Below are 16026 nucleotides of genomic sequence, written 5' to 3' on the forward strand. Positions count from 1 at the left end.
CTTGTAACTTCGCTTGCAATCGAACATGTCTGATTCCGCTATAACGTTTAAACCATCTCCAGAGGCTGCTTGCGGCGAGGCGGGGTAAACACCTGATCCAGTGCCTGCAGGTCCTGGGGCCGCAATTGCAGTTCGCCGGCCCGGGCATTGAGGCGCACGTGTTCCGGATTCACGGCCTTGGGAATCACCAGCACTGCGTCCTGACGCAACAGCCAGGCCAGGGCCACCTGCGCCGGGGTCGCGCCATGTTCCCGGGCAATCCGCTGCAACTGCGGTTCGGCCAGCAGGGCGCCGGCCTGGCCGATCGGGCAATAGGCCATGATCGGCATCCGGCGCTGCTGGCAGGCGGGCAGCAGGTCGAACTCGATGCCCCGGGACTCCAGGTTGTACAGCACCTGATTGGTGGCGCAGGCTGGCGCGTCGAGTTCATCGAGGTCCGCCAGATCGAAGTTGGACACTCCCCAGCGGCGAATCTTGCCGGCCTCCCGCAGGCGCTCGAATGCCTCCACGGTCTCCGCCAGAGGGTAGTGTCCGCGCCAATGCAGCAGGTACAGGTCGATGACCTCGGTGCCCAGGCGCCGCAGGCTGCGCTCGCAGGCCAGGGGCAGGCCTTGGCGACCGGCATTGTGGGGATAGACCTTGCTCACCAGGAACACCTGATCGCGGCGCCCGGCAATGGCCTGGCCGACCACTTCCTCGGCGCCGCCTTCGCCGTACATCTCCGCGGTGTCGATCAGGGTCATGCCCAGCTCGATCCCGCTGCGCAGCGCGGCGATTTCCCGATCCCGCAGTCGACGATCCTCCCCCATGCGCCAGGTGCCCTGGCCAATGACCGGAACCTGGGTGTTCGCGAGCTCGAGCGTGCGCATGCTGCCTCCTGGGATCTGTGGCGAGTCGGATGGGAAGGGCACAGGGAAACAAAGCCATGGGCGGCGGTCAAGTTCCGCTGTACGGACTCCAGACCGGCAAATCCCGGGGCGAGGGCGGCAATTCAATATATCTAAAAGGCATAAAATACTAATTATTTATTCCTTTGAAGGCTTTGGCCAAAGGTGCATGTTTGTCACCAGCCGCTCAATTCCTGAGTCCGGTGCCCGCAGAGGATTTGCCAGCATGACCATTCAAGCCATCAACGTACGCAACCAGTTCAAAGGCGTGATCAAGGAGATCCACGAAGGCCAGGTGGTGTCGGAAATCGACGTGCAGACCGCTTCGGGCATCGTGACCTCGGTGATCACCACCCGCTCGGTGCGCGATCTGGAACTGAAGGTCGGCAGCGAAGTGATCGCCTTCGTCAAATCCACCGAAGTGTCCATCGCCAAGCTCTGAGCCCGACCACCGGACATCGTCAACTCACAGGGGAGTGAACCATGCCGCACTCGCTGGATATCACCGCACTACCGATTCTGGACCTGAGCCAACTGGAGGCGAGCCAGGAACAGCGCCAGGCGTTTTTGCTCAACCTGCGCCAGGCCGCGCGGGACGTCGGCTTCTTCTACCTCACCGGGCATGGCATCGACAGCGATCTGCTGCGCCGGGTGCAGGAGCAGGCCCGGGCATTCTTCGCCTTGCCCGAGGCCGACAAGGCCGCCGTGGGAATGATCCACTCGCCGCATTTTCGCGGCTACAACCGCGCGGCTTCGGAGATTACCCGCGGCCAGCCGGACCTGCGCGAGCAGTTCGATCTGGGAGCCGAACGCCAGGCCCTGCCGCTGGACCCCGACAGCCCGCCCTGGGCGCGCCTGCAAGGGCCCAACCAGTGGCCGGCGCAGCTGCCGCAACTCAAGCCGTTGCTGCTGGAGTGGCAGCAGGCAATGACCCGCATGTCCCTGCGGCTGCTGCGCGCTTTCGCCCAGGCCCTGTCCCTGCCGGAGCAGGCGTTCGACCCTCTGTACGGTGCACGGCCCAATGAACACATCAAGCTGATCCGCTACCCCGGCCGCGCTGCGGGGCAAAGCAACCAGGGCGTCGGCGCGCACAAGGACTCCGGGTTTCTCAGCTTTCTGCTGCAGGACCAGCAGGCCGGCCTGCAGGTGGAGGTGGAAGAGGGCCGCTGGATCGATGCACCGCCCCGGGACAACACCCTGGTGGTGAACATCGGCGAACTGCTGGAACTGGCCACCCACGGCTACCTGCGCGCCACGGTGCACCGGGTGCTGTCGCCGCCGGCGGACCGCGAGCGGCTGTCCATCGCCTTCTTTCTGGGGGCCCAACTCGATGCCCGGGTGCCGCTGTACCCCTTGCCCGAGGCGCTGCGACAGGAGGCCCGGGGCCCGGCCAGCGACCCCCACAACCCGCTGTTTCGCGACGTCGGCTGGAACTACCTCAAGGGCCGCCTGCGCTCGCACCCCGACGTGGCCCAGCGTTACTACGCCGATGTCCTGATACCCAAGGCCCTGAGCGCCTGACCCTCATTCGTCGAACCAAGGATGATTGCCATGCTGAAGACCCCCCTGTTTGCCCTGGCGCTGCTGGTCAGCCTGGGACACACCCTGCCGGCCAGCGCCGCGCAACCGTTGCGGGTGGCCGCCGATCCGGTGCCCCACGCGCAGATCCTCGCCTATGTGCAGAAGCTCGACCCGCAACTGCAACTGAAGATCATCGAGATCCCCAACGGCGTGAACTCCAACGAACTGCTGGCCCACGGCGACGTGGACGCCAACTACTTCCAGCACCTGCCGTATCTCAAGTCCCAGGAACAGGCGCTGGGCCAGCCGTTCGCGGTGGCCGCCAGCGTGCATATCGAGCCTCTGGGCATCTACTCCCGGCGGCACCAGAACTTCGACCAGGTGCCTCAGGGCGGCAGCGTGGCGGTGCCCAACAATGTCACCAACCTCAGCCGCGCCCTGTACCTGTTGCAGAGTTACCAGCTGATCCGCCTCAAGCCCGGTTTCAGCGACCCGGCCCGGGACCAGGCCACCCCCAAGGACATCGCCGACAACCCGAAGCAGCTGAAAATCCTCGAAATCGAATCACCGCAGATACCCCGGGCCCTGGAGGACGTGGACCTGGCCGTGATCAACGGCAACTACGCGCTGGAAGCCGGACTGGTGCCGGCCAAGGACGCCCTGGGGCTGGAGAAGGCCGAGCACAACCCTTACGCCAACATCCTGGTGACCACCCCCAACCTGCAGGACGACCCGCGCATCCGCCAGTTGGCCAATGACCTCAATTCACCGGAAGTGGCCCGATACATCAGTGAAACCTACTCGGGCTCGGTGATCCCGGTCGCGGGCCGCCAGCCATGATCCAGGTGGAGCAGGTCAGCAAAGTCTATGGCAAGGGCCAGCCTCCGGCCCTGGATCGGGTTTCACTGACGGTTCCCGACGGCGCGGTGTACGGCATTCTCGGCCGCAGCGGTGCCGGCAAGTCGACCCTGCTGCGTTGCCTGAACCTGCTGGAGCGTCCCAGCAGCGGGCGCATCCTGATCGATGGCCAGGACCTCGGCGCATTGTCCGAGGGCTCGTTGCGCCGGCAGCGCCAGGGCATCGGCATGATCTTCCAGGGTTTCAACCTGCTGCATTCGCGCACGGTCGAGGACAACGTCGCGGTGCCCCTGGAAATCGCCGGCCTGGCCAAGCCGCAACGCCAGGCCCGGGTCCTGGAACTGCTGGACCTGGTGGGGTTGAGCGACAAGGCCCGGGCCTTTCCTTCCCAACTGTCCGGCGGCCAGAAGCAGCGGGTCGGGATTGCCCGGGCCCTGGCGGCGCGGCCTCGCTATCTGCTGTCGGATGAAGCCACCAGCGCCCTGGACCCGGAAACCACCGCCTCGATCCTGCAACTGCTGGCCCACATCAACCGCGAGCTGGGGCTGACCATCGTGCTGATCACCCACGAACTGGCGGTGGTCAAGGCCATCTGCAGCCACGCCGCTTCCCTGGCCCAGGGCCGGTTGCTGGAGAGCGGCCCGATCGGCCAATTGCTCGCGGACCCGCAATCGGCACTGGGCCGTGCCTTGCTGCCGGGCTACAACCTGCCGTTCAACGCTAGCCAGCCCGAAGCCGAACTGACCTTTTTCGATAACCAGCGCGCCGCGCCGCTGTTGCAGCAACTGAGTCGCCAGCAGGGGCTGCCACTCAAGGTGCTGGCCGCTGGTGTCGAGTCCGTGGGCGGCCAGCGGGTAGGGCGCCTGCGCATCGCCGCCGCCCCCGCCGATGCCGGCAAATTCCAACAACTGCTGACGGCCCTGGCCCAGCGAGGGATTCGGAGTGAACGCCTGTGAACCGCAGCCTCGATTGGCCGGAGCTGGCGCAACTGCTGCTCACCGCCACCGGCGAAACCCTGTACATGGTGTTCCTGGCCTCGCTGTTCACCCTGTTGATCGGCCTGCCCCTGGGGGTGTTGCTGTTCGTCAGCCGCCCGGGCGGCCTGCGGCCCATGCCCCGACTCAATCGCCTGCTGGGCGCCCTGGTCAATCTGGGACGCTCCCTGCCTTTCGTGGTGCTGCTGATTGCCCTGATCCCCCTGACCCGGCTGGTGGTGGGCACGACCCTGGGCAGCACCGCGGCGGTGGTGCCGATCACCATTGGCGCCTTTCCGTTTTTTGCACGGATCGTCGAGAACGCCCTGGATGAAGTGGACAAGGGCCGGATCGAGGCGATCCTGGCCATGGGCGGGCATATCGGCCACGTGATCTTCAAGGCCCTGCTGCCGGAAGCCTTGCCGGCGCTGCTGGCCGGATTGACCCTGACCCTGGTGATGCTGATCGGCTTCTCTTCCATGGCCGGGGTGATCGGCGGCGGAGGCCTGGGGGATCTGGCGATCCGCTACGGCTATCAGCGCTTCAACAACCAGATCATGGTGGCTACGGTGCTGATCCTGGTGCTGCTGGTCCAGGGGGTGCAGAGCGCCGGCGACCGGCTGGTGCGGGCCCTGGCCCATCGGCGCTGAGTCCGACGCGAAAGGGCGCTTCAGCGTCCTTCATGCTGCTTGCGATAGGCCCCCGGCTGCAGCCCCACCGCCTTGGTGAAGGCCCGGGTGAACGCGGCAATCGACTGATAGCCCACCGCGGCCCCCACTTGTTCCACCGTCTGGTTGGCCTTGAGCAGCTGGCAGGCATGGCGCATGCGCAGGGCCAGCAGCACCTGTCCCGGCGATTGCCCGGCCAGTTCATTGAAACGCTTGAAAAACGCCGAGCGCGACAGCCCGGTGAACGCCGCCATGCTTTCCAGGGGCCAGGCCTGGCCAGGGTGCTGGATCAACTGCTCCAGCAACGGGGCGAACCCCGGATGCCGGGCCAGGGCCACCAGGCCGCCGAGGTCCTGGTTGTCACTGACCTGCTGGCGCAACACATAGAGAAACAGCAGGTGGCTGAGGCGCTCCAGCAGTGCCGACGAGGGCGCGGGAGCGCGTTGGCACTCATCGAGAATCAGCTGGAACAGCGCCCGGGCAGCGTTCAGCGACGGATCGCCGGCTCGCAGCACCAGCCAGCCCGGCAGACCCTCGATGATCAGCGACGACAACCCGGGCTTGAAATGAAAGAAACCGCACACCAGCCCGACCCCATCCTGGGCGCCGGCATCCAGGGCGCTCATGGCGATGCGTGGCAGTTGCTGCGCCACTTCAGGCTGCGGGGCGCTGGACAGTCGATAGCCCAGATCCCGCAGCAGGAACACCGCATCTCCGGCGTTCAGGCGCAGGGGCTCGGGCACGCCGTCGATATGCAGCCAGCAATGGCCCTGCACGATCAGGTGGAAACTGGCCCGGGCCAGCCCCTGGGTGCTGGCGTGCCAGCCACCGCAGTAGCGCCCGACATGAAACAGGCTGGCGTCCAGTTCCAGGCTTTCTAATAACCAATCGACCAAGGGGCTTGATGAAATCATCTAAGGGAAACACTCAGGAGCAAGTAATCGCTACTTTAGAATATGGATCGGAATTCTTATAACCAACAGACTTGACGCACACCTACACAGCAGGAGTCCACTCCATGTCCCGCGTCACTCTACACACCTTGCACACTGCCCCAGAAGCGGCCCGGCCATTTCTTGAAAACGCCCAGAAGAATTCCGGCTACATTCCCAACCTGCTGGGCATCCTGGCCAATGCCCCGGCGGCCCTGGAAACCTACGTCACCGTCTCGGGCCTCAACGCCAAGGCTGATCTGAGCCTGGCGGAGCGGGAAGTGGTGCAGTTGATCGCCGCCACCACCCATGGTTGCGATTTCTGTGTCGCAGGTCATACCGCGGTGGCCCTGAACAAGGCCAGACTCCCCGATCCGGTGGTCAGTGCGCTGCGCGAGCAGAGCACCCTGCCCGAAGCCCGGCTGGAAGCCCTGGCGGCCTTTGCCCGGGAAGTGATCGCCACCCGCGGCAAGGTCGACGAAGCGGCGTATGCCCGGTTCAAGGCCGCAGGCTACAGCGAGGGCAATGCCCTGGAAGTGATCCTGGGCATCAGTCTGGCGACCCTGTGCAACTTCGCCAACGTGTTCGCCGGGACCGAACTGAACCCCGAGCTGGCCCAGTATCGCTGGTCGGCCCAGGGTCAATGATTCAAGGCGCCGGTTATCCAACGGCGCCCCCTTCAAGGAGAAAACCACATGCTCAGTGCGCACTTGAGTGAATGGCTGGATGCCCAGGCCCAGGCGCTGGACCAGGGTCACTGCGATCCTCAGCAGGTACTCGCTCGACTGGCCGGGGCCGACGTGCTGCGGGTCGGCATCGACCAGGAACTGGGAGGCAGCGGCGGCGAACTGACCGATGCCCTGGAAGTCATGGCCGCGGTGGCCAGTCACTCCCTGGCGGCCGCCTTCGTGTTCTGGGGCCAGCGGGCCTTTATCGAATACCTGCTGCACAGTCCCAACCAGGCGCTGCGCGAGCGCTTGCTGCCCTCGTTGCTCAGTGGCGAGCTGGCCGGGGCCACCGGGCTGTCCAACGCCATGAAGTTCCTGTCCGGGATCGAGGCGCTGCAAGTCAAGGCGCGGGACCACGGCCAGGGCTGGAGCCTCAACGGCCGCCTGCACTGGGTCACCAACCTGCGCAAGAGCGGTTTTGTGGTGGCGGCGGCCATCGAGCACGAGGAGGGCGGTGCGCCCTTTATCCTGGCACTCCCCGATGCCTTGCCCGGGCTGCAGCGCTCCGACGACCTGCAACTGATGGGCTTGCAATCGAGCAACACCGCGGCCCTGGACTTGAGTCAGGTGCAGGTTCCGCGAGACTGGCTGCTGCACGAGGACGCCCGAGTTTTCCTGCCGGCGGTGCGCCCGGCCTTCCTCGGCCTGCAATGCGCCCTGGCCATCGGTCTGGCGCGTCGCGCCCTGAGCGAGGTGCAGCAGCACCTCGGTGGCTCCCGCTCGGTGCTCCAGGAGCCGTTGCAGGAGCAACGCCAGCAGCTGGAACACAGCGTCGACGAGCTCAAGAGCGGCTTGCTCGACGGGCGTTTCCTGAGCCAGCCGGCGGCGCTGTTCCGGGTGCGCATCGCCCTGGCCGAAGCCGCCGCCAACGCCGTGCAGCTGGAGTTGCAGGCCAGTGGCGGCAAGGCCTACCTGAGCGAGTTCGGCAGCGGTTTCGCCCGGCGCTGGCGCGAATCGGCCTTCGTGCCCATCGTCACCCCGAGCCTGGTGCAACTGCGCGCCGAACTGCAACGCCAAGGGCGGAGCGCGGCATGAGTGGCGTGCTCGATGCCCGACAGATCAGCCTGGGCTACCCCGGGGCCGACGGCTGGCACGCGGTGCTGGAAGACTTCGACCTGCAATTGCACGCCGGCGAAGTGGTGTCGATCCTCGGCCCCAGCGGGGTGGGCAAGTCCAGCCTGCTGCGGGTCCTGGCCGGCTTGCAGCAACCGCACAAGGGCCGGGTCAGCCTGCTGGGCGAGGAGCTCAGCGGGCCCCATCCACGGGTCGCGGTGGCCTTTCAGGACCCCAGCCTGCTGCCCTGGCTGAACCTGGAACACAACGTCGCCTTCGGCCTGGACTTTGCCCGCCAGCCGCACCTGAGCCCGGCGCAGCGCCAGCAACGCGTCGATCAGGCGATTGCCGCGGTCGGCCTGGAGCAGGCCCGCCGGCGCTACCCGGCGCAGCTGTCCGGCGGCATGGCCCAGCGCACCGCACTGGCCCGCTGCCTGGCGCGGCAGCCCCAGGTGTTGCTGCTGGATGAGCCCTTCGGCGCCCTGGACGAGGTGACCCGGGCCGACATGCAGCAACTGCTGCTGCAGATCATCGGTCGGCAGCGCACCGCGGCGTTGCTGATCACCCACGACATCGACGAAGCCTTGCTGCTGTCCGATCGGGTCCTGCTACTGGGTCACAGCCCGGCGCGCACCCTCGGCCAGTGGTCCATCGACCTGCCGGCGCCGCGCGCCGAGCGGATCGAGGAGCTGGGCGCCCTGCGTATCGAGATTCTCAAGACCCTTCGGCGGGCGAGCCGCAATCCCTCAACTTCCCCATTGCCTGCACCGTCGGAGATTGACCATGTGCCTGGACGACTTCACTCACACTCGGCGTGATTTTCTCAAACTCAGCGCGCTGCTGACCGCCGGCGGCGCCATGCCGCTGCTCAACAGCCTGCAGGTCCGCGCCGCCCAGGAGCCGGACGCGCCGGTGCGCATCGGCTACCTGCCGATCACCGACGCCACGCCGTTGCTGGTGGCCCACAACAACGGCCTGTTCGAGGCCGAAGGCATCAAGGCCGAGCGGCCGGTGCTGCTGCGCAGCTGGGCCCAGGTGATCGAGGCGTTCATTTCCGGCCAGGTCAATGTGATCCACCTGCTGTCGCCGATGACCGTCTGGGCCCGCTACGGCAGCCGGGTGCCGGCCAAGGTGGTGGCCTGGAACCACGTCGGCGGCTCCGGTTTGACCGTGGCCCCGGGCATTACCGAGATCAAGCAATTGGCGGGGCAGTCGGTGGCGATTCCGTTCTGGTACTCGATCCACAACGTGGTGGTGCAGCAACTGTTCCGTGACAACGGCCTGGTGCCGGTGAGCAAGGCCGCCGGCAGTGCCCTGGGGGCCAACGAGGTCAACCTGCTGGTGCTGCCGCCGTCGGACATGCCGCCGGCCCTGGCCAGCCAGCGGATCGCCGGCTACATCGTCGCCGAGCCGTTCAATGCCCTGGCCGAGGAACTCAAGGTCGGCCGGGTGCAGCGCTTCACCGGGGATGTCTGGCGCAACCACGCCTGCTGCGTGGTGTTCATGCACGAGCACGACCTGAACAACCGCCCCGAGTGGTCGCAGAAGGTGGTCAACGCCATCGTCAAGGCCCAGCTGTGGACCCGCGACCACCGCGCCGAGGCCGCCCAGCTGCTGTCCAAGGACGGTGCCAACCGCTACACGCCCCATGCGCCCCAGGTGCTCAACCGGGTGCTGGCCCCGGCGGCCACGGACCGCGAGGCCTACCTGGCCAGCGGCGCGATCCGGCACAGCCACTGGGACGAGCAGCGCATCGACTTCCAGCCGTACCCGTTCCCCAGCTACACCCAAGAGCTGGTCAAGCGCCTCAAGGACACCCTGATCGAGGGCGACAAGGGTTTTCTCGCCGGCCTCGATCCGGCGCACACCGCCCAGGACCTGGTGGACGAGCGCTTCGTGCGCAACGCCATCGCCGCCGTCGGCGGGCTCAAGGCCTTCGGCCTGGCGGACAGTTTCGAGCGTAGCGAGGAGTTCGGTCTCTGATGGGCAAGCAACCTTCCTCCTTGAACCACTGGGTCCTGGGCCTGGCGGGGCTGGCGAGCCTGCTGCTGGCCTGGTGGCTGGGGGTGCACCTGCTGGGCGGTGGCAGCGGCCTGGCGGCGCGTTTCTCGCCCGAGGCCACCTTCGCCAGCCTGGTGGAACTGCTGGGGCGTGGCGAGCTGTATGAGCACGTGCTGGTGAGCCTCAAGCGCATCCTGGTGGGCCTGCTGCTGGCGCTGCTGATCGGCGTGCCCCTGGGCCTCTTGGTGGGCAGCTACCGGCACCTGGAAGCGGCCACCACCCCGGCGTTCCAGTTTCTGCGGATGATCTCGCCGCTGTCCTGGATGCCGGTGGTGGTGATGCTGATGGGCGTGGGCGACCAGCCGATCTACTTCCTCCTGGCGTTCGCCGCGCTGTGGCCGATCCTGCTCAACACCGCGGCCGGCGTGCGCCAACTGGACCCGCGCTGGCTGCAATTGAGCCGCAGCCTCAGCGCCACCCGCTGGGAAACCCTGCGCAAGATCATCCTGCCGGGGATCCTGGGGCACGTGCTGACCGGGGTGCGCCTGTCCATCGGCATCCTGTGGATCGTCCTGGTGCCCTGCGAAATGCTCGGGGTCAGCGCCGGCCTGGGCTACTTCATCCTCGACACCCGGGACCGCCTGGCCTACTCGGAACTGATGGCCATGGTCCTGCTGATCGGCGTGCTGGGCTTTGCCCTCGACGCCCTGGCCCGCGGCCTGCACCGTCGCTGGTCCCACGCCTGAGCCCGCAGCCAGGTGCAGGCGCAGTGATGACGAGAGCCTCTTGAAGCGGCGGCGCTCGTGGTCACGCCTTCAAGCAGGGTTTTGCTCCGGCTGAGCCTGCCGCGCCTGTTGCAGCAGGGTCACCCATTCGTTGGCGAAGCGGTGACAGTCTCCTGGCCAGCGGGCGGTCAGCAGATTGCGGTCGCGCACCACAAAACCGCGTTCGGGATGGGCGGCCGAGTCCCGGCGCGGGAGCCAGGGTCCGGACAGAAAATCCGCCGGGCTGGCCAGGGCCTGCTTGATCTCTGCCTCGACGCTGCAGTCGTAGGTGCGGTAGTAGCGCCCCAGCCAGGGCGCGGTGACGATCCAGGCCGCCAGTTCCATGGGGCCGGCCAGCAGCGCGGTGACCTTGCGCCCATAGAGCACGGAGCGCCCGGTGTCGGGATCGATGCAGCGGGCCAGGGCCAGGGGGCCATGGCACACCGCGGCCACCGGCTTGTCGGCCTTGAAGAAGGCCAGGATGATCCGCCTCACGTCCTCGGACTCCAGAAGGCTGCGCATGCCCCGGGCATGGCCGCCGGGAATCAGCAGGCCCTCGAAGGCCTGCGGATCGACCTCGGTGTACTTCAACGGACGGCGAAATTCCGGGTCCCGGGTCATGCTGTGGTAGCGCTGCAGATCCGCCGCCGGGGTCATCAACAGCGGATTGAGCGGGCCGAAGCCCAGGCTCACCAGGCGCGAATCGGCGTAGGCCGGCATCCCTTGCGGCGTGGCGAATTGCGCTTGGAACCCGGCGTCCCGGGCGGCCTGCCAGGGCAGGCTGCTTTCACTGGGGTCGTAGTCGGCGTGGGGCAGCAGGATCAGGAACATGGCGCGGGCTCGCAGCACAAAAGGTGCGCTGCAGATTAGCAGTCGCCGGGCAGGCTGTAGTCGAACTCGTAGTGGTGCTGACCATCCTGGATGCGGATCTGCATCCGGCCCGCCAGGCCCAGCAGTTCACCCCCGGCGGAGTCGGGCAGCACCTGGATATGCTGGGTCGCCTGGCCCCGGTCCATGACCCCGTAGTGCATCAGCACGAAGCTGCCGTGTCGGCCGGCCAGGCTGCCCTCGACGCGTTCCAGGGCCACATAGCCTGCCGAGCCTGCCACGGTGCCGAGGCTGTTGAGCATTTCGCCGAGGCTGGTTCCCTGCAGGTCGCCTTCGAAGGTCTTGTGAATGGCCATGCGCCCCAGTTGGGCCGCTTCGGTGCCCGGGGCTACGGGGTGGGCGGGCAGTTTGACGCTGAATTGTCCTGTGGCGAGCATGCTGTTCTCCGGTATCGGCTGGGTGATAATGCGCGGCGGACCTTGGGGCGTTGGGCCCCGGTTCGGGAACAAGGATGAAAACACACGCATCATGCAGTGCATTGGAAAAACGCGACCGCCAGCCGCCACCGCTCCCGGGCCGGCTCGGGGCGTGCTCAATCAGCGTCTGGCGGCCCGGCACGTCGAACACTTGCGGCAGGCACCGCCGCCCGCCCTGGCGCCCTGGGTGGAGCACTTCTGGTACGTGGGCTGGGCGTTGCCCGAATCGCAGGTCGAGCACCAGCAAACCTTGCCCCACCCCAACGTGCATCTGGTGCTGGAGGGCAATCAGGCGCGGATCTGGGGGCCGCACCGGCAACGCTTTTGCAAGACCCTGGCCGGTCACGGTTGGGTGTTCGGCATCAAGTTTCGTGCGGCGGCGTTCCAGCCGTTCTGGGGGCGCTCCATGGAGCTGTTGCGCGACCGTTCGCTCGCTGCGGCCGAGGTCTTGGGAACGGCCGACAGCCTGCTTGAGGCCGGCCCCTGGCCGGGCATGGCGTCGATGTGCGAGCGGGCCACGGCCTGGCTGCTGGCCCACTTGCCCGCGGTCGATGAGCGCGTGGAGTGGCTCAATCAACTGGTGGAGCGGGCCGCCGCCGACCCGCAACTGACCCGCGTGCAGGACCTGGCGCAACGGGCCGGCGTGAGCCCGCGCCAGTTGCAGCGGCTGTTTGCCCATTACGTGGGGGTGAGCCCGAAATGGGTCATTGCCCGCTATCGCCTGCACGAGGCCCTGGCTTTGCTGCAGCGCGGCGAGGCCCAGCCGGATGCCGAGCTGGCCCTGCGCCTGGGTTACTTCGACCAGGCGCATTTCGTCAGGGATTTCCAGCGCATGGTGGGCCAGCCGCCGGCGGCCTATGTGCGGAGCCAGGTGGCGCGGGACTGAGCCCGCGCCGGCCTGGCTGGCGGTTGCCCCGTCACTTGGCCGCGGCGGCTCGGGTGCGCTGGATGTCCTGCACCAGGCCCTCGATGCGTTGCAGTTGCTCGCGGTTGTCGTGATCCCAGGGATGAAAGCCGGGTTTGAAGAACTGCAGCCAGGGCAGGGCAATGCGCGGGAACACGCCCTGGCTGCCATAGAGGTACTTGAGCACCCGCCACAGTCCGCGCCAGTGGCCGCCGCGACGGCGGTCGGCGATCAGCATGCGCACATGGAAGTCGAACACCACCAGCCAGAAGGTCAGGGTGGTGAAGAGCATGGTCGCGCTGCGCAGCAGGTAGCGTTTGGGCCCGGGGCGGATCACCTGGTTGAAGACGTCGAAGGACACCGCCTTGTGTTCGGTTTCCTCCAGGGCATGCCACAGCCACATCTGCCGGTAGCCTTCCACCGAGTGGCCGAAGCGGCTGGGGTCGCGCAGCAGCAGGTCGGCGAGGATCGCGGTGTAGTGTTCCAGGGCCACGGTGATCGCCAGGTTGAAGGCCGGCGGAAAGTGTTTCTTCTGGAAGTCGAGGATGATCCGCAGCCGCCGGTCCAGCAGATGGGCCGGCAGTCCGGCGTTCTGCAACAGGTCGTTGTAGTGCTGGTGCTCGCGGCTGTGCATGGCTTCCTGGCCGATGAAGCCCTGGATCTGGCGCTTGAGCTCGGGGTCGTGAATCTGCTCGCGGTAGTGGCGCACGCTGTCCATGAAGAACAGTTCGCCGGCGGGAAACAGCAGGGACAGAGCGTTGAAGAAGTGGCTGACGTGACTGCCTTGTTCGTGCCAGTCGCAGGCACGTTCGGCGGGCAGTTCAACCTTGATGTCACGGCGGATGGGCAGCATGGCTGGCGCTCCTCTAGACACTTGGCGGTGAAGGTGGCGGCCTCAGAGGCCGCGTTCGTCCTGGGGCTTGTAGAGCGGCGGCCGCTCCCGGCCCGGCTTGGGCGCCAGGCGCCGGCTGAGCCACACCACCAGTCCCTGGTAGGCACTGGGCAGCAGGCGCACGAACAGGTCGAGCAGGTGCGCGTCGCGACCGATCAGCACCCGTCGCTTGTTCTTGCGCACCCCGTGCAGGATCACCTTGGCGGCGGTTTCGGCGCTGGTGATGAAGAGTTTTTCGAAGTCGTCCCGGGCCTGCTGTTCGTTGTCGATCAAAAAGCCTTTGACGTTGTCGCTGATGCGGCTGGTGCGGGCGATGTCGGTGCGGATGCCCCCCGGGTGCACGCAGGTGGCGGAGACCCCGTGGCCTTGCATGTCCAGTTCCTGGCGCAGGGATTCGGTGAAGCCGCGCACCGCGAACTTGGTGGCGTTGTAGCCGCTCATGCCCGGCTGGGAGAACAGCCCGAACACGCTGGAGGTGTTGATGATGTGCCCCTCGCCGGCCTGCTTGAGGTAGGGCAGGAAGGCCTGGGTGCCATGGACCACGCCCCAGAAGTTGACGTCGACGATCCACTCCAGGTCCGCCAGGCTGGAGCCTTCCACGGTGCTGGACAGGGCGACTCCGGCGTTGTTGAAGATCAGGTTGATCTGGCCGTGTTCGGCGGCGCTGGCGGCGGCCCAGGCGAACATCGCCTCGCGATCGCCGACGTCCAGCTCCTGGCTGCTGATGCGCAGCGGCAACAGCGTGGCGGCCCGGGCCTGGGCCACGGTCTGGGCCAGCCCCTGGGGGTTCTTGTCGGCCAGGGCCAGGTGGCAGCCCTCGCGGGCCAGGGCGACGGCCAGGGCCCGGCCCATGCCGGAGGCGGCGCCGGTGATGGCGGCGACTTTACCGTTAAAGTTTTTCATCGGACGGCCTCTTCGAGGTTCAGTGGGCGCGCTGCGGCTTCGGCGGCGGCGATGGTTCCGGGCTGGGGCAGCTGGGTGCTCAGGTAGTCCTGGAGGCGAAAGTGCTGCACGGTCCTGCGAAAGCTCCAGGTGGACCCGGGCCACAGGGTGGTGTTCTTGCCGCTGCGCGGGTCCAGGTACCAGCTGCGACATCCGCCGACGCTCCAGATGGCGCCGGCCAGGCGCTGCTGCAGGCGCTGGTTGTACTGGCGCTCGACCTCGGGGCGCACCTCGATACTGGCCAGGCCGTCCTGGCGCATCCGGTCCAGGGCCTTGAGGATGTAGTCCACCTGGGCCTCGATCATCAGGATCATCGAGTTGTGGCCCAGGCCGGTGTTGGGGCCGACGATCATGAACAGGTTGGGAAAGCCCGGCAGGCAGGTGCCGAGGTAGGCATGGGCGCCCTGTGACCAGCTGTCCACCAGGTCCTGGCCCTGGCGGCCGAACAGCAGGCCGCGGGGCAACGGGTCGGTGGCCTGGAAGCCGGTGCCGAAGATGATGCAGTCCACCGCATGGCGGTTGCCGTCGGCGGTGATCACGGCGTCGCCGTCGATGCGCAGGATCGGCTCGCTGATGACCCCGACATTGCCCCGGGACAGGGCCGGGTAGTAGTCGTTGGAGATCAGGATGCGCTTGCAGCCGATGCTGTAGTCAGGGGTCAGTTTCTGGCGCAACAGCGGGTCGGGCACTTGCTTGCGCAGGTGACGCAGAGCCACGCGCTGCACCAGCTTCATCAGTTGCGGCCGCCGGGCAAAGGCAATGACCCGGCTTTCCAGGGCCCAGTACAGTGCCGAACGCACCAGATGCTGGGTGAATGGCAGGTGCTTGAAGGCCCAGCGTTCCAGGGCGCTGAGTTTGCGGTCGGGCTTGGGCATGATCCAGGGCGGGGTGCGCTGGAACAGTTTGAGCTGGGCCACCCGCGAAGCGATTTTCGGCACGAACTGGATGGCGCTGGCGCCGGTGCCGATCACCGCCACGCGCTTGCCTTGCAGGGCATAGCGATGGTCCCACTGCTGGGAGTGGAAGCGCTTGCCGGTGAAGCTTTCCAGCCCGTCAATCTCCGGTAGCGCGGGGCGCGACAGGCCGCCCATGCCGGACACCAGCACCCGGGCACTGACCTGGCGGCCGTTGCCAAAGCGCAGTTGCCAACGCGCGCTGGCCTCATCGAACCGCGCCTGTTCCAGGCCCATGTTGAAGCGCAGCCAGGGTGCCAGGGCGAAATCCCGGGCGCAGTTTTCCAGGTATTCGCGGATCTCCGCCTGGGGCGCGAACTGCCGGGTCCAGTGCGGATTGGGCGCAAAGGAATAGGAATAGACATGGGATTGCACGTCGCAGGCGCAGCCGGGGTAGTGATTGTCGCGCCAGGTGCCCCCCAGGGACGCGGCTTGTTCGGCGACAAAGAAATCCACTAGCCCGGCTTCCTTGAGCTTGATTGCCATGCACAGCCCGGCAAAGCCGGCGCCGATGATGGCGATGTCCACGACCTCGGGGTCGTCGGGTGGCGAGTACGCATTCATGGTGTGTACCTCGATTGTAGGGTGACGCTTGGGTGACTTTCGTCGGTGAGTGAAATCTCAGGATTGCACAATTTAAAATAA

General features: G+C 66.8%; 18 protein-coding genes. 11 read left to right on the forward strand and 7 right to left on the reverse strand.

Going from position 1 to position 16026, the window contains the following annotated elements; all coding sequences use genetic code 11:
* Window positions 1–47 precede the first annotated feature (47 nt).
* Complete coding sequence (locus POS17_RS14260; protein ID WP_060839160.1) at window positions 48–869, reverse strand: aldo/keto reductase; 822 nt, start codon at window positions 867–869, stop codon at window positions 48–50.
* 244 nt (window positions 870–1113) lie between these two features.
* On the opposite strand from POS17_RS14260, the gene POS17_RS14265 reads away from it, so the two are divergent.
* From POS17_RS14265 to POS17_RS14285, 5 genes are read left to right on the forward strand one after another with little or no spacing between them, the layout of a single operon-like run.
* Window positions 1114–1329: a TOBE domain-containing protein gene (locus POS17_RS14265; protein WP_011061476.1), complete on the forward strand. Its 216-nt coding sequence runs from the start codon at window positions 1114–1116 to the stop codon at window positions 1327–1329.
* A 41-nt stretch (window positions 1330–1370) separates the two neighbouring features.
* Window positions 1371–2408 (forward strand): isopenicillin N synthase family dioxygenase, encoded by a 1038-nt coding sequence (locus POS17_RS14270; RefSeq protein ID WP_060839161.1) that lies wholly within the window; start codon window positions 1371–1373, stop codon window positions 2406–2408.
* 30 nt (window positions 2409–2438) lie between these two features.
* Window positions 2439–3248: a MetQ/NlpA family ABC transporter substrate-binding protein gene (locus tag POS17_RS14275; protein WP_060839162.1), complete on the forward strand. Its 810-nt coding sequence runs from the start codon at window positions 2439–2441 to the stop codon at window positions 3246–3248.
* Complete coding sequence (locus POS17_RS14280; RefSeq protein ID WP_060839163.1) at window positions 3245–4222, forward strand: methionine ABC transporter ATP-binding protein; 978 nt, start codon at window positions 3245–3247, stop codon at window positions 4220–4222. The genes POS17_RS14275 and POS17_RS14280 overlap by 4 nt, the downstream gene beginning before the upstream one ends.
* A complete protein-coding gene (locus POS17_RS14285; protein WP_060839164.1) occupies window positions 4219–4890 on the forward strand; it encodes a methionine ABC transporter permease in 672 nt (223 codons plus the stop codon). Before POS17_RS14280 ends, POS17_RS14285 begins: the two co-directional genes overlap by 4 nt.
* Window positions 4891–4910: 20 nt before the next feature.
* On the opposite strand, the gene POS17_RS14290 is transcribed toward POS17_RS14285, so the two are convergent.
* A complete protein-coding gene (locus POS17_RS14290; RefSeq protein WP_060839165.1) occupies window positions 4911–5822 on the reverse strand; it encodes an AraC family transcriptional regulator in 912 nt (303 codons plus the stop codon).
* A gap of 104 nt (window positions 5823–5926) precedes the next feature.
* Between POS17_RS14290 and POS17_RS14295 the strand changes: the two genes are divergently transcribed.
* From POS17_RS14295 to POS17_RS14315, 5 genes are read left to right on the forward strand one after another with little or no spacing between them, the layout of a single operon-like run.
* Window positions 5927–6487 carry a carboxymuconolactone decarboxylase family protein gene (locus POS17_RS14295; protein WP_060839166.1) on the forward strand — a complete coding sequence of 187 codons (561 nt, stop codon included), beginning with the start codon at window positions 5927–5929 and terminating at the stop codon, window positions 6485–6487.
* 48 nt (window positions 6488–6535) lie between these two features.
* Window positions 6536–7603, forward strand: coding sequence for an acyl-CoA dehydrogenase family protein (locus POS17_RS14300; protein ID WP_060839167.1), 1068 nt, complete (start codon window positions 6536–6538; stop codon window positions 7601–7603).
* Complete coding sequence (locus tag POS17_RS14305; protein ID WP_060839168.1) at window positions 7600–8439, forward strand: ABC transporter ATP-binding protein; 840 nt, start codon at window positions 7600–7602, stop codon at window positions 8437–8439. The genes POS17_RS14300 and POS17_RS14305 overlap by 4 nt, the downstream gene beginning before the upstream one ends.
* On the forward strand, window positions 8405–9604 hold the full coding sequence (locus tag POS17_RS14310) for an ABC transporter substrate-binding protein (protein ID WP_060839169.1): 1200 nt from the start codon (window positions 8405–8407) through the stop codon (window positions 9602–9604). The genes POS17_RS14305 and POS17_RS14310 overlap by 35 nt, the downstream gene beginning before the upstream one ends.
* Window positions 9604–10368: an ABC transporter permease gene (locus POS17_RS14315; RefSeq protein ID WP_060839170.1), complete on the forward strand. Its 765-nt coding sequence runs from the start codon at window positions 9604–9606 to the stop codon at window positions 10366–10368. The genes POS17_RS14310 and POS17_RS14315 overlap by 1 nt, the downstream gene beginning before the upstream one ends.
* 69 nt (window positions 10369–10437) lie before the next feature.
* Here the strand turns inward: POS17_RS14315 and POS17_RS14320 are convergent, their stop codons facing one another.
* Both POS17_RS14320 and POS17_RS14325 read right to left on the reverse strand, forming a co-directional pair.
* Complete coding sequence (locus tag POS17_RS14320; RefSeq protein ID WP_060839171.1) at window positions 10438–11217, reverse strand: type 1 glutamine amidotransferase domain-containing protein; 780 nt, start codon at window positions 11215–11217, stop codon at window positions 10438–10440.
* 35 nt (window positions 11218–11252) lie between these two features.
* Window positions 11253–11651 (reverse strand): DUF3224 domain-containing protein, encoded by a 399-nt coding sequence (locus POS17_RS14325; RefSeq protein ID WP_060839172.1) that lies wholly within the window; start codon window positions 11649–11651, stop codon window positions 11253–11255.
* A gap of 151 nt (window positions 11652–11802) precedes the next feature.
* Between POS17_RS14325 and POS17_RS14330 the strand changes: the two genes are divergently transcribed.
* A complete protein-coding gene (locus tag POS17_RS14330) occupies window positions 11803–12576 on the forward strand; it encodes an AraC family transcriptional regulator (protein ID WP_060839173.1) in 774 nt (257 codons plus the stop codon).
* Window positions 12577–12607: 31 nt separating this feature from the next.
* Here the strand turns inward: POS17_RS14330 and POS17_RS14335 are convergent, their stop codons facing one another.
* Genes POS17_RS14335 through POS17_RS14345 form a run of 3 tightly spaced genes read right to left on the reverse strand, consistent with a single transcriptional unit; the run spans window position 12608 to window position 15945 of the window.
* Complete coding sequence (locus tag POS17_RS14335; protein WP_060839174.1) at window positions 12608–13447, reverse strand: metal-dependent hydrolase; 840 nt, start codon at window positions 13445–13447, stop codon at window positions 12608–12610.
* Between the two features lie 42 nt (window positions 13448–13489).
* Window positions 13490–14389 (reverse strand): SDR family NAD(P)-dependent oxidoreductase, encoded by a 900-nt coding sequence (locus POS17_RS14340; protein ID WP_060839175.1) that lies wholly within the window; start codon window positions 14387–14389, stop codon window positions 13490–13492.
* On the reverse strand, window positions 14386–15945 hold the full coding sequence (locus POS17_RS14345) for a flavin-containing monooxygenase (protein WP_060839176.1): 1560 nt from the start codon (window positions 15943–15945) through the stop codon (window positions 14386–14388). Before POS17_RS14345 ends, POS17_RS14340 begins: the two co-directional genes overlap by 4 nt.
* Window positions 15946–16026 lie beyond the last annotated feature (81 nt).

The organism is Pseudomonas sp. Os17 (genome assembly GCF_001547895.1).
Classification (GTDB): domain Bacteria; phylum Pseudomonadota; class Gammaproteobacteria; order Pseudomonadales; family Pseudomonadaceae; genus Aquipseudomonas.